The following is a 13,274-nucleotide window of genomic DNA, read 5'->3' as shown; positions in this document are numbered from 1 at the left end:
TGGCTGGGGCTGGGGCTGGCTGACTCTGCTGGCTGGCTGCACCGTGGCTTTAGCAGGCTGGCTCTGCTGGCTGGCTGGCTCTGCCGTGGCCTGCAAATGTCGCTAGAACGGGAATCCGTTATTGCTACCGGTTTTCTTTAACCTAAATGTGCAGGTCAGGGGCTTGCGCGATTTTGCATGGCTCCAGTCGTGGCGACGTATTCCCGTTCTAACGACATTTGACCACGCGGAGTGCCCATTACCGGCCTGCGTGAGAGGGGGCGCCGGAACAGGTGCAGGTTTTTGGGTTGCGGTGGGCGAAAGTGTTGGAAAAGTTGCAATTTGTTACTGGGGTACATTGTCAATAGTGTAAATATGCAGGTCAGAATCTTTATGCTCACGATGTCGGGAGAGGCGATCCGACGTTTTGCAACTTTTCCGACATTTGGCACTTTTGGCATGGTGCACGTGAGGCTCCTGTGGCAGGTGGGGTGTGCTGGGCTGAAGTGGTCAGGGTGCCTCTGACGGACTCCACTGGGCAGGCTGCTTCTGGTGGACCCGGGAGTTGGGTGGCGGGGCCGGGGGGATCCTGTGGCAGGTGTGGAGTGTCGCTAATGCCGGGCAGGCTACTGCAGGGGCGGGCGGCTACTGCTGGGCAGCGGCGGGCTGCTTCTCAGTCTTCTTGAGGGAATCGGAGATTGCGCTGGTCACGGAAGTGATGACCTCCTCGCCGGCGGACTGCGGCATCGCCAGACCCACAATCTGCTCCCGGCCCAGGGCATACCAGTGGCCCATCGTTGACCCGCGCGACAGCGAGGGATCGGAGAACCACGGAACGTCATCTACCTGGGTCAGGTTGGCCCCCGGCTCATAGGCCTCGGGTATTTCGAGGCCACAGCGAATCACCACCGGCTCATGTCCTTCGGCCAGGTAAGTCGCCGAGCCGCTCGGTGCCTTGTCGAACACCGACTCGTCCACACCCTCGGGTAGCGCATCAGCGTTTTTCAGCTTGGAGCTGCCGGCAGAAATGTGAACCAGTCGCCAGTCGCCCAGCGAATCCGGCAGAGTTTCCAGGAACTTGCGGCACACCGGGGACTCGGTCGCACCACCGGATGTGCCTGCCTCACCGGAACCGTCAGTCTTGCCGGAACCGCCTGCCTCACCGGAACCATCAGCCTCACCGGAACCGCCAGCCTCGCCGGAACCACCGGAGCTGCCGGCCACCGGAGCCTCCGACAGCGGGTAGGGGGCGGGCTTTGCTGGAGAGTTGGCGTCATAAAGAGAAGAAAGAGTAGAACCAACCCCCTCGAGCGCGCTGCCCACATCGGAAGAAGCCGTCACCGCGACCGCGGGCGAACCCCCGACTGCGTACCAAGTACGCAGGTCAGAGCCCGGTGTAGCATCGGAAACGGCGGTCCAGCGCGCATCACCAGAAGTAAACACCGGCGACAACACCGTGTACTGATCCGGCACATTCACCCCGCACCGCACAGACAGCTCCGCGCCCGAAGAGTCACGATAAGCCGCGGCTCCATCCGGCGCCGGGTCGCGCACCTCCACAGAACGGAAACGATCCAAATCCCGCGGCAGCGCAGCCACGAAATCGGCACACACCTGCGACGATGCCTCTGGCGCATCCACCGGCCCCATTGCCACCGGCGCGTAAACCTTCTTATCCATCGTGATTTTCGCCGCCACGATCACCACAACAATCAGCAGAAGGGCCAGCACCGTCGACAGCACCAGCAGGTACCGCGGGGTAGACACGGGGGAGGTGGATTCGTCACTCATAGCGCACCATCTTAATTAAACTTATCGCGGTACCCCAAGCATCACTCGACCGAAAGGCTGCATGCGCACTTCACTGACCGTGGCAGAGGCAGGGGAGGCCGCCACCATCGCGGCGATCCGCCAAGCTGCACCGAGTTCTCTTAATGGCGATGACGCCGCAGTGTTGGAGCCCACAGGCACCAATTCACGGCACGTGTGCTCGACGGACATCCTCGTTCAGGGGCGGCACTTCACGTTCGACTACTCGACTCCGTGGGAGGTCGGGGTGAAGGCAGTGACGCAGAACTTCGCGGACATTCAGGCGATGGGAGCACGCCCCACCGCGATCCTGATGGCGATCGCCACGCCGGGGGATTTGCCGCTGCAGACGGTGGCGGATATTGCGCGCGGCATCGACGAAGGAGCCTCCCCGTGGGCGGCGGAGCTAGTCGGCGGGGACGTTGTGACCAGCAAAGACTTGGTCATTTCCATTACCGCCTTGGGCGAGATCTCCGGGCCTGCTGCAGCGCTGACTTTGGACGGCGCGGGCGTGGGGCAGAGGGTCATCGCCAGCGGACCGATCGGCTATAGCGCGGCGGGTCTGGCGATTCTGCGCCACTATGGCTCGCGCAAGGCGATCCCGGCGAACGATCCGATCCTCAACGAGCTGGCGGATTGGCACTGCGCACCACGCCTGGAGCCGGGCCGTGGATCCGTCGCCCGCGCTACGGGTGCGAGCGCCATGACGGATAACTCCGACGGGTTGATCGTGGACCTGTGTGCCATCGCGGAGCGCTCCGGGGTGTGCTTGGACCTCGATGGGGCGGCTCTGGTGCCCGACGAGAAGCTGCGGCATGCCGCGCAGATGACGGGCAAGAACCCACTGGAATGGATCTACACCGGCGGCGAGGACCATACTCTTTTGGGAACTACGGACGCCCGCATGCCCAGTGGCTACCGCCGCATCGGGACTGTACGCAGCCTCTCGGATGAGGGGGACGGTGAGGGGGACTATGTGCTGGTCGACGGCGGCCGTCCGCCGTTTACGTCCGGTTGGCAGTCGGTGTAAGGAGCAGGCATGAGTTCCGTACGTAAGCAAGCACACCAGCTGATCGAGCGGATCCACCCGGCGTGGTATCTGCCGGGGCTGCAGTCGGTGCTGGAGGGCGCACTGGCTGAGGGGCAGCAGGCGCGGATCCTGCCCGCGCCAGAAAAAATTTTGCGGGCCTTCGAGGCCGACCCCACGCAGGTGAAAGTGCTGATCGTCGGGCAAGACCCTTACCCCACGCCCGGGCACTCGGTGGGGTTGGCGTTTTCCGCGGAGCTTCCCCAAGGCGAACCGCTGCCGAAGTCGCTGAAGAATATCTACACCGAGTATGCAGATGACCTCGGCTTACCGGCCCCCACCAGCGGGGATCTTTCTCCGTGGGCCGGTCGCGGGGTGCTGCTGCTCAACCGCGTGCTCACCGTCCAGGCGGGGAACGCGGGCAGCCATCGTGGGTGCGGCTGGGAGGCCATCACCGAAGCTGCCGTCCGCCAAGTCGCCGCCAACCCGCACTTCGCCGCGATCCTGTGGGGCAAGCAGGCCCAGCAGCTGGCACCGCTCATCGGCGCGGAGCGCTGCGTGATGTCCCCGCATCCCTCGCCGCTGTCGGCCTACCGTGGCTTCTTCGGTTCGCACCCTTTCAGCAGGGCAAACGCGATCCTGGAGGCATCCGGCGGCGCGCGCGTCGACTGGCGGCTCTAGCCCGCCGTGCACACCCCTAACGCGCCACGATCCCACAAACCGCCCTGCTGTCCGGCTGGTTCGCTAGGGTAGTGGGAGTGAAATCCAGGAAGGCAGGGGCGCAACCGGTGGCTGAAGCGCAACCGGTGGAGCAGGCGCCCGCTCAGCTCGACGCGCGCGTTGTCGCCCAGTGGGCGCGCCTCTCGGCCAGCCGGCTGCGCGAGCAGAGCCAGGCGATTAACGCCCTGAACGTCTTCCCCATCCCGGATTCCGATACCGGCTCCAACATGGCGCACACCATGACCACCGCAGTCTCTGCGGTCGATGCTCTGGAGGAAGGCGCCAGCCTCCCCGAGGTCACCATCGCCCTGGCCACCGGCGCAGTTCGTGGCGCCCGCGGAAACTCCGGCCTGGTGCTCAGCCAGGTGATGCGCGCTCTCGCCGAGGCGGCCTCGCAGGGTCACATCGACGGCCCAGCTGTGGCGGATACTCTCTCGCAGTCGGTGGGCTTTGTCCGCACCGCAATCTCCACGCCCGTCGAGGGCACCGTCATCAGCGTGCTCGATGCTGCCGCCACCGCCGCCCACGAAGCCGAGCCGAACCTCGCGGACGTCGCCACCCGCGCCCTCCACGCCGCCGAGGAAGCCCTGGCCAACACCCCCAACCAGCTGCCCGTCCTCGCCGAAGCGGGGGTTGTGGACGCAGGCGGCCAGGGCCTGGTGGTGATCCTGCAGGCCCTGGTCGATGTTCTGGACGGTGCGGGTCTCGTTGATGACGCCCCCACGCCCGACCACGACCGAACCCAGCAAGAAGTCGAAGTGATGTTCTTCTTCGAGGGGAATCTGGATACCCTGCGGGAGCTGCTGGAGGCTCACGGCAACTCGGTGATCGTAGGACCACTGGCCCCGGAGTCAGGCACCGCGCACGTACACACCAACCGAGCCGGCGAGGTCATCGAGAAGGCCTTCGCCCTTGGAACTGTCACCGACTTGCGCATCGAGGTTCTGCCGGCCGACGGGGAAGCCAGCCACCCCGGAATTCAGGGCACGCCTGCTCCGACGACCGGTGAGCCTAAGGCGGAAGACCAGGGGCCGTTCATCGTGGCGCTCACGCCCACCGGCGGAGTCGCGCGACTTTTCGAGGCTGCGGGGGCAGTGGCGGTGGCGTCACCAAACAATAAAACCCTGGGCGAAGCAGTGCAGGGGCTGGGCGCAGGGCCGATAGCCGTGCTGACCAACGGACAGGATGTCGCCGCGCTGCAGGGGCTGGACGGGGCGCGGGAAGTCGACATTATCGACACGAAATCGCTGGTTGGTGGGTTAGCGGCACTAGCGGTGAACGACCCCACCGTGGACTGGGACGACAACGTCGAAGAAATGATCGACGCGGTCGAAGCTCAGCGTTTCGCCACCTGTCCGCCCGACACGATGGTCGATACCCTCAGCACCATGCTGGCCGACGGCGGCGAACTCGTGACCCTGCTGTGGAGCGCCCCGGCAACCGACCAGGCCACCATCGAAGGGCTGAAGGCCACCTTCGCCGAGCTGTACCCGGACGTGCAGATCGACGACCACCACATCGAGCTGCAAGGCAACGACCACGACCCGTGCCTGGTGCAGATCGGGGTGGAGTAACCCATGCTGGGATGGCAGGACTCGCGCCCGCTGTCGGTTGCGATCTCCAACGATCGCGCGAAGCGGCTGGCCGATAAACCCGGCATCAAAACTATCGCCGATGCGGTGCTGAACTTCCCCGTCACCTACGCGCGGCTCGGCTCGCCGCAGGGGCTCGACGAGTTGAGGGTGGGGGAGAAGTACACCTGTGCAGGGGAAATCCTCAGCGTAGGGGAGAAAGACAACCACTCCGGGCGGGGCCCCAGAAAATTTTTGGCTTTCACCTTCACCGACGGTGTGCGGACCTTCCGCTCCGCGCTATTTGGGAACGTGGCCTACCACCGGAAGCGCATCAAGAGGGGCTCGATGATGCTGCTGCACGGCAAGCTCTCCGAGTTCAACGGCCAGTGGGAGCTCAAAAACCCCAGCTACGTATCCATCCTGCCCGCCCTGGATGCGGAGTTCGGCATGTTCGGGCCGCTAAAGACAATAGTGGACGTCATGGGCTCCGAGACTGCTGCCCAGGAACTATTGGCCAAGCCGTGGATGGCCGGCTACAAGCGCCGCCCCGGCACCTCCACCGCGGAGATGCTGGGAGTGATGGACCACGTACTGCGGGTAATGGACGACCCCGGCGAGTTCCTGCCCCTGCCGCGCCGCAACCCCGGCGCGCCCGCCTGGCCCACGGATGAAAAAGGCCGCCCCCTGATCAGCTTCGCCGACGCGCTGCGGCACATCCATCAGCCGAGCGAAGCCGGACCCGAACCCGCCCGACGCAGGCTGAAGTTTAACGAGGCGCTAGAACTGCAGCTGGTCATGGCTCTGCGGCGCAATGACGCCACCAAGCGCACCGGCATGGCGCTCGCGCCGGGCGAGAACGTGGAAAAGCTGATTGCGGGGCTGCCGTTCGACCTCAGCGCCGGCCAGAAGATGGCGCTGGAGGACATCGGCTCCCGCTTGGGTGGAACCACCCCGGCGAACCTGCTGCTGCACGGCGAGGTCGGCTCCGGCAAGACGATGGTGGCCTTGATCAGCATGCTGTGGGCCGTGGACTCCGGCTACCAGTGCGCCTTCGTGGCGCCGACGGAGATCCTGGCCGTGCAGCACGCCCGCAGCCTGGTGAAGATGCTGGAGAACACCGACGTGCGGGTATCCGTGCTGGTCGGAAGCCAGAAGCAGGCAGACAAGCAGCGCACGCTCCTGGACCTGGTCTCCGGCCAGACCGACATTGTGGTCGGCACGCACGCGGTGATTCAGGATTCGGTGGAGTTCTACCGCCTGGGCATGGTGGTTGTCGACGAGCAGCACCGCTTCGGCGTGCAGCAACGTAACAAGCTGCGGGAATCCGCACCGGTGGATGCCACTCCGCACATGATGGTCATGACCGCCACCCCGATCCCGCGGACCGTCGGAATGACGATGTTCGGCGACCTGACGCCCATCACACTGGTCGGTAAGCCCGGCGGGCGCGGAGACATCGAGACAGTGGTGGTGCCCGCCGATAAGTACCGCTGGGTGCGGCGCGCATGGGAGCGCATGGGTGAGGAGATCAAGGCCGGCGGCCAGGCCTACGTGGTTGCGCCCCGCATCGAAGGCCACTCCGGCGTGGAACAGTGGTGCGAGCGCATCGCCACCGAGGAACTACCCGGCTGCCGCGTGGCGATGCTGCACGGCAAGATGGACCCCGCTGACAAGGACCAGGTGATGCAGGACTTCGCCGCCGGGAAGATCGACGTGCTGGTCGCTACCACCGTCATCGAGGTCGGTGTGGACGTGCCGAACGCCTCCATGATGATGATCCTGGAGGCCGAGAACTTCGGCTTCTCCCAACTCCACCAACTGCGCGGCCGTATCGGCCGTGGGCGACGGGACTCGCTGTGTCTGCTGCACACCACCGCCGCGCCGGATAGCCCCTCCTTCCACCGCTTGCAGGTGGTTGCGCAAAGCAACGACGGCTTCCGCCTGGCGGAGGAAGACCTGAAGATGCGTACCGAAGGAGACATCCTGGGGCAGGATCAGTCGGGGCGGTCGGCGCGAAGGGCGTCACTACTAGACCTCAGCACCGACGGCGAGATCATCGAATCGGCGCGCGACTACGCAGAGGCACTGGTGGCGTACGACGAGCAGCTGGCACGCTCGCTGGTGGTGGACATCGAGATCGACGACCAGGACTACATCGAGAAGAGCTAGGGGAGAAGAGCTAGGGGAGAAGAGCTAGCCAACCCAGTTGCTAGACTCTGGGGCATGGAAATCTGTGCCCCATTCGCGGGAGTTGTGCACTTCCTCGTCGCCGACGGAGAAACCGTAAACACCGGCGACGCGCTGTGCACGGTGGAATCGCTGAAGTTGGAAGCGCCCGTCCTCGCGCCGGGGCCAGGGGTGGTACGCAGGACGAACTCTCAGGACTATGTGGATGTGCATGGAGGAGACGTGATCCTGTGGGTCGAGGCCCAAAAAGACAAGCACCAATAACGACCACGAGCAAGAACCCCGAGCAACCATCACGAGAAAAACTAGGCAGGACTGTATAGCACTATGACACGCATCATTTCCGGAACCGCCCGCGGCCGCAGCATTAAGGTGCCCAGCGAAGGGACCCGCCCCACCTCGGATCGCGCCCGCGAGGGACTGTTCTCCTCCCTGCAGGTCCGCTTCGGCTTCGTCGACGAGGTAGTGCTGGACCTCTTCGCCGGCTCGGGTGCCCTCGGGCTGGAGGCCGCCAGCCGCGGAGCCAAGGAGGTCACCTTGGTGGATAACAGCGACGCGGCGGTCAAGGTAATCAAGGACAACGCGCGTGTGGTGCCCGAGGCGAAAGTGCAGGTAGTGGAGGCGAAGGCGTCATCCTTCCTGGCCGGTGCCCCACGCAACCACTACACGATGGTGCTGGCTGACCCACCCTACGAGCTAGCCGACGAGGCTGTCGCCGAGATGGTGGAGGCGCTGATTCCTGTTCTTACTAGTGACGCCGTCGTGGTGGTCGAGCGCAATAGTGCCTCACCCGAAACCGCGTGGCCGGAGGGCTTCGAGCCGACCGGACAGAAGCTAAAGAAGCGCACGTACGGAATCGCCCGGTTCGACATGGCGATTTGGCGGGGCGAGGGTTAGGTTAGGTGCCATGCGAGTAGTTTGCCCCGGATCTTTCGACCCCATCACACTGGGCCATTTGGATATCTTCACCCGCGCCGCTGCCAACTGGGAGGAGGTCGTGGTTCTGGTGACCTATAACCCGAACAAGAACGGCCTGTTCACGGCTGAGGAGCGAGTCGAGCTGATCGAAAAGTCCATCGCTGCCATCCCCAATGGGCCGAAAAACATCACGGTCGATACGTGGGACAAGCTGCTGGTGGATTACCTGAATGAGAACAATATTCAGGCGATGGTCAAGGGGCTGCGCAGCTCCCTGGATTACGAATATGAGCTGCCGATGGCACAGATGAATCAGCGCCTGTCGGGTGCGGAGACGTACTTCCTGCTGACCTCCCCGGAGTACGGGTATGTGTCTTCCACCCTGTGCAAGGAGGTAGCTAAGTACGGCGGGGACGTCTCCGGGCTGCTGCCGGAGCCGGTAGTCGCGGCGGTGGAGGAGAAGTTCCGCGGCTAGCGCCCGCGAAGGCGTGTCTAAACCTGTAGTTGAGGTCAAGTGATGGCACAGTGGATGCCATGTACAAGACATTCCAGGGTATGGATGACCTACAGCAAATGGTGGAGCAGGCCTATGGCGTGCCCATGACCTCCAACTGCATGGTTCCGCGGCGCGAGGTGCTAGACATCCTCGACGAGATGCGCAACGCGATCCCCATCGAGATGGATGACGCGCAGGACGTCCTCGACCACCGCGAGGACATTATTGCCGACGCTCAGGACCAGGCTGACGCTACAATTTCCAGCGCAAATTCCGAGGCCGACGCGATCGTGCAGGACGCGCAGGAGCGCGCCAACCAGATCCTCCAGGAAGCCCAGGATCGTGCGACCAACACCGTCGCCCAGGCCGAGGACCAGGCAGATCGCCTGGTCAGCGATGCCCGTCGCGAGTATGAGACGGTTACCAGCCGCGCCGCCGACGAAGCCGAGCGTCTGGTCAGCGAAGGTAACGCCAGCTACCAGCGCTCCGTTGACGAAGGCCTGGCCGAGCAGCGCCGCCTCGTTTCCGATTCCGAGGTCGTCCGCAACGCCGAGGCCGAGGCCAACCGCATCATCGAATCCGCCCACGCGGACTCCGACCGACTGCGCACCGAGTGCGACCGCTACGTTGACTCCACCCTGGCCGAGTTCGAGGACACCCTCACCACCACGCTGCGCACCGTCAACCGCGACCGGTCCGCCTTGCGCAAGGGTGCCGGTGCTTCCGGATACCAGAACGGCACTGCCGGATACCAGAACGATTCCGACCCCCGCGGTTACCGTCAGCAGCGATAGACGGGTAAAAAGAAGGGTATGAGTAACCCCTTCGTTCTTGCAGTCGGCGACATCCCTACTGGACTCAGCGAGCCGGTCGATGCCCAAGGGGCGTCACCCGTACCGTGGGGCGGCAATATGCTGGGCGTGGCAGAGGGCGCACCCGTCGAAGTTCATGGAACCCTGGCGAACTTGGGCGAGGCAATTATGGCCAACCTGCAGGTCAGCGGCGAGGCCAAGGGAACGTGCTCCCGCTGCCTGCAGGAGCTTTCCACCACCCTGGAGTACTCCATCAGCGACGTTTTCGGCCTGACCCCGGACTTCATCACCGATGACAGTGCCGAGGGCGACGATGCAGAGGACGAGGAAGAGCCGCTGCTGGTGCAAGATAACGCCATCGACATCACCCAGCTTGTCATCGATGAGGCTGGCCTGAATGCCCCGTTCAGCCCCGTGTGCGCTGACTACGGTGCTGAGTGCCGAGAGGAAACCCCGGCTCCGGACGGCATCAGTGAGGAAGTCGAGGAAGAGGACCGCCCGGACCCACGTTGGGCCGGCCTGGAGAAGTTCAAGAACCTCTAAAAAGGAAAGGCAACCCGAAACCCAATGGCTCGTAAACGCCGACTGACCGGCGAGGCCGCGCTCAACGCCGCCTATGGCAAGTCCGACCACGCACCGCTGCTGGAAGCGTGGGGCGTGGACCTGCCCGACGACCTGCTGCGACTGGCGCTGACCCACCGCTCCTTCGCCAACGAAAACGGCCACCTGCCGAACAACGAGCGCCTGGAGTTCCTGGGGGACGCAGTGCTGGGCCTGGCCGTCGCAGAGCAGCTGTACCGCCAGTTCCCGGAGCGCGCGGAATCCGACATTTCTAAGATGCGCTCCGGCGTGGTGAATATGTACGCATTGGCGGATGTCGCACGTCACCTCGGCATGGGCGACTACATCCTGCTCGGCCGCGGCGAGATGCTGACCGGCGGTAAAGACAAGCACTCCATCCTGGCGGACTCGGTGGAGTCCATGCTCGGCGCGATCTACCTGCACCACGGCTTCGACGTTGCCCGCGCCACGGTGCTGCGCCTGTTCGCCGAGAAGATCACCGAGGCTCCCACCACCGGCCTGACGATGGACTGGAAGACCGTGCTGCTGGAGAAGCTCTCCGACATGAAGCTGCCCCTGCCCACCTACGAGGTCCGCGGCGAAGGCCCGGAGCACGACAAGACCTTCTATGCCACCGTCACCATCGAGGATCTGGTGACCCACGGAGAGGGCCACACCAAGAAGGTCGCCGAGCACGCCGCTGCTAAGCAGGCCGTGCAGAAGCTCAACGAGCGTGCCTGAACTCCCAGAGGTTGAGGTCGTCCGCCGCGGCCTCGAAGAACATCTGGTTGGCCGCCGCTTTACCGACGTCGAGGTTTGTCACCCGCGCGCCGTGCGCTCTGGGGAACCGGAAGTTCTTGTTTCTTTTCTTCGTGACGCCACCGTCTCCGCAGTTAAACGCCGCGGAAAATTCTTGTGGTTGGATTTCGGCGAGGACTTCCTGTTGCAAGTGCACCTGGGCATGAGTGGCCAGATGCTCGTGGCCGAGCCCGGCCAGGTGCAATCCCCGCACGTGCGCATCCGGGCGGGGCTATCCGATGGGCGTGAGCTGTGCTTCGTGGATCAGCGAACCTTCGGCGAGTGGCGGCTGGAAAAGGCCGTGCCGGATCCGTGGGCAGTGGGGGCCGGGGTGGCGTCACCAAAAAATTTTTTACCCCAGAATGTCAGCCACATCAGTGCCGATCCGCTAGAGCCTGCCTTCGACGCGCAGGCTGCGGTGGAGCGGATGAAGTCCAAGCGTGCGGCGGTGAAGATGGTGTTGCTGAACCAGGAGGTCGTCTCCGGGATTGGCAACATCTACGCCGACGAGGCGCTGTTCCTGGCCGGAGTGCGTCCGCGGCGCAGCGCGGCGCTGCTGAGTAGGCCCACCCTGCACCGGGTTCTGCAGTCGGCGGCGGAGGTGATGGAGCGTGCCTTGGAGCAGGGCGGAACCAGCTTCGATTCGCTGTATGTGAACGTCAACGGTGCGTCGGGGTACTTTTCGCGCTCGCTGAACGTCTACGGGCGCGGCGGCGAAGCCTGCAAGAGGTGCGGGGCGCCGATCAAGCGGGTTGTCGTTGGCGGGCGATCGACGCACTATTGCGCGACGTGCCAGAAGTAGGGGTAGCGCGGGTGGACGGCTAAACCTTAAAGCTTCCTGAGCTGCAAGGATAGGCCAAGAAAAGTGAACATGTCGCATTTATTTTCTGGCACTAGTTTCGGGTAAATTTCTGCGCATGGAAACAATTGAAAATTTCGTGGCGAATACGCTGAACGAAAATATTTGGAAGATCATCCCCGTCTTCCTGCTCGCAGCCGGAGCTTACTTCGGCATTCGCACCCTGGTAGTGCAGATCCGCATGGTGCCGGACATGTTCCGCTCGGTGAAGGAACCGGCGGTCGGCAAGAGCGGAGAGAACATCTCCGCATTCCAGGCGTTCAGCATCTCGGCAGCGTCGCGCGTGGGTACAGGCAACGTGGTGGGCGTGGCTATCGCCATCACTCTCGGCGGGCCGGGCGCGGTGTTTTGGATGTGGGTCGTGGCTTTGGTCGGTGGCGCGACCGCATTCGTGGAGGCCACGCTAGCGCAGCTGTGGAAAACCCGCGATAAGGACGGCTACGTGGGCGGCCCGGCCTACTACATGACCAAGGGGCTGGGCGCGAAGCCGCTGGCTCTGATCTTCGGCATCGCCATCACCATCACCTACGGCTTTGTGTACAACGCCGTGCAGACTAACTCCATCGCGGAGGCTGCGGGCTCGTCCCTGCACTCCCTGAACCCCAACATTGCGCCCGACGCCACCTGGCTGAAGGTCGCTACGGGCCTGCTGGTGGCCGCACTGACCGCACTGGTGATCTTCGGCGGCGTGAAGCGCATCGCTAATGCCACCCAGGTGATCGTCCCGCTCATGGCCAGTGCCTACATCGTGTTGGGTGTGATCGTTCTGGCCATCAACATCAGCGAGGTTCCGGCGATGTTCGGCACCATCGTGGAGCACGCCCTGGGCATCAAGGAGATCGCCGGTGCCACCCTGGGTGCGGCGTTCATGAACGGCATGCGCCGTGGTCTGTTCTCCAACGAGGCCGGCCAGGGCTCTGCACCGAACGCCGCCGCCACCGCGGCAGTATCGCACCCGGTCAAGCAGGGCCTGGTGCAGACCCTGGGCGTGTATTTCGACACGCTGGTGGTTTGTACCATCACGGCCTTCATCATCCTGCTCTCCGATCCGGCTTATGGTGAAGGCGTGCAGACTGCCAACCTGACCCAGAGCGCGCTGTCGGCTCAGGTGGGCGAGTGGGGCACTCACTTCATCACGATCATTCTGTTCTTCCTGGCGTTCTCCTCCGTGCTGGGCAACTACTACCTGGCTCAGGCGAACGTGGAGTACTTCACCAAGTCCAAGACCAAGCTGAACATTTTCCGCGTGCTCGTCGTGCTCTGCGTGTTCGGCGGCGCCATCGGTACCGTCCCACTGGTGTGGTCTCTGGCCGACACCTTCGCCGCGACGATGGTTCTGATCAACCTCTGCGCCATCGTCCCGCTGGGCGGGGTGGCCATCAAGCTGCTGCGGGACTTCTCCCAGCAGAAGGCCGCGGGCATGGATCCGATCTTCCACCGCGACAGCCTGCCGGAGTTGAAGAACGTCGAGTGCTGGGATGGCACGGACCCGGAGTGCCAGCGCCGTGAGGTTCACAACGGCGCAACCGCCTAA

The 13,274-nt window shown here is 64.0% G+C and carries 13 protein-coding genes; 12 read left to right on the top strand and 1 reads right to left on the bottom strand.

The genetic code is table 11. The features are described from left to right. Positions 1 to 624: 624 nt before the first annotated feature. Positions 625 to 1,770 (bottom strand): DUF3515 domain-containing protein, encoded by a 1,146-nt coding sequence (locus tag CJEIK_RS06290; RefSeq protein WP_005295379.1) that lies wholly within the window; start codon positions 1,768 to 1,770, stop codon positions 625 to 627. Positions 1,771 to 1,831: 61 nt separating this feature from the next. Between CJEIK_RS06290 and CJEIK_RS06285 the strand changes: the two genes are divergently transcribed. The 12 genes from CJEIK_RS06285 (at position 1,832) to CJEIK_RS06230 (ending at position 13,274) form a co-directional block, all read left to right on the top strand. Then, positions 1,832 to 2,818, top strand: coding sequence for a thiamine-phosphate kinase (locus tag CJEIK_RS06285; protein ID WP_005295377.1), 987 nt, complete (start codon positions 1,832 to 1,834; stop codon positions 2,816 to 2,818). Between the two features lie 9 nt (positions 2,819 to 2,827). Further along, on the top strand, positions 2,828 to 3,496 hold the full coding sequence (locus CJEIK_RS06280; protein WP_005295374.1) for a uracil-DNA glycosylase: 669 nt from the start codon (positions 2,828 to 2,830) through the stop codon (positions 3,494 to 3,496). A 107-nt stretch (positions 3,497 to 3,603) separates the two neighbouring features. Continuing rightward, positions 3,604 to 5,109 carry a DAK2 domain-containing protein gene (locus CJEIK_RS06275; RefSeq protein WP_248623863.1) on the top strand — a complete coding sequence of 502 codons (1,506 nt, stop codon included), beginning with the start codon at positions 3,604 to 3,606 and terminating at the stop codon, positions 5,107 to 5,109. 3 nt (positions 5,110 to 5,112) lie between these two features. Then, positions 5,113 to 7,278 carry an ATP-dependent DNA helicase RecG gene (locus tag CJEIK_RS06270; protein WP_005295371.1) on the top strand — a complete coding sequence of 722 codons (2,166 nt, stop codon included), beginning with the start codon at positions 5,113 to 5,115 and terminating at the stop codon, positions 7,276 to 7,278. A gap of 54 nt (positions 7,279 to 7,332) precedes the next feature. Next, on the top strand, positions 7,333 to 7,560 hold the full coding sequence (locus CJEIK_RS06265) for an acyl-CoA carboxylase biotin carboxyl carrier protein subunit (RefSeq protein ID WP_005295369.1): 228 nt from the start codon (positions 7,333 to 7,335) through the stop codon (positions 7,558 to 7,560). A gap of 63 nt (positions 7,561 to 7,623) precedes the next feature. Then, positions 7,624 to 8,193, top strand: a complete 570-nt coding sequence (locus tag CJEIK_RS06260) for an RsmD family RNA methyltransferase (protein WP_005295366.1) — start codon at positions 7,624 to 7,626, stop codon at positions 8,191 to 8,193. Between the two features lie 10 nt (positions 8,194 to 8,203). After that, on the top strand, positions 8,204 to 8,689 hold the full coding sequence (gene coaD / locus CJEIK_RS06255) for a pantetheine-phosphate adenylyltransferase (protein ID WP_005295363.1): 486 nt from the start codon (positions 8,204 to 8,206) through the stop codon (positions 8,687 to 8,689). Between the two features lie 59 nt (positions 8,690 to 8,748). Continuing rightward, the gene (locus CJEIK_RS06250; protein ID WP_005295361.1) at positions 8,749 to 9,504 is read left to right on the top strand and encodes a DivIVA domain-containing protein; all 756 of its coding nucleotides are present in this window, start codon (positions 8,749 to 8,751) and stop codon (positions 9,502 to 9,504) included. 18 nt (positions 9,505 to 9,522) lie between these two features. Next, positions 9,523 to 10,065, top strand: a complete 543-nt coding sequence (locus CJEIK_RS06245) for a YceD family protein (RefSeq protein ID WP_005295358.1) — start codon at positions 9,523 to 9,525, stop codon at positions 10,063 to 10,065. Positions 10,066 to 10,089: 24 nt separating this feature from the next. Continuing rightward, a complete protein-coding gene (gene rnc / locus CJEIK_RS06240; protein WP_005295354.1) occupies positions 10,090 to 10,824 on the top strand; it encodes a ribonuclease III in 735 nt (244 codons plus the stop codon). Next, positions 10,817 to 11,683, top strand: coding sequence for a bifunctional DNA-formamidopyrimidine glycosylase/DNA-(apurinic or apyrimidinic site) lyase (gene mutM, locus CJEIK_RS06235; RefSeq protein ID WP_034965010.1), 867 nt, complete (start codon positions 10,817 to 10,819; stop codon positions 11,681 to 11,683). The genes rnc and mutM overlap by 8 nt, the downstream gene beginning before the upstream one ends. Before the next feature lie 115 nt (positions 11,684 to 11,798). Beyond that, complete coding sequence (locus CJEIK_RS06230) at positions 11,799 to 13,274, top strand: alanine/glycine:cation symporter family protein (protein WP_005295348.1); 1,476 nt, start codon at positions 11,799 to 11,801, stop codon at positions 13,272 to 13,274.

This window comes from Corynebacterium jeikeium (assembly GCF_028609885.1).
Lineage (GTDB): Bacteria > Actinomycetota > Actinomycetes > Mycobacteriales > Mycobacteriaceae > Corynebacterium > Corynebacterium jeikeium.
The sequence above is the reverse complement of the archived record's forward strand: the minus strand, read 5'-3'. Positions and strand labels throughout refer to the sequence as shown.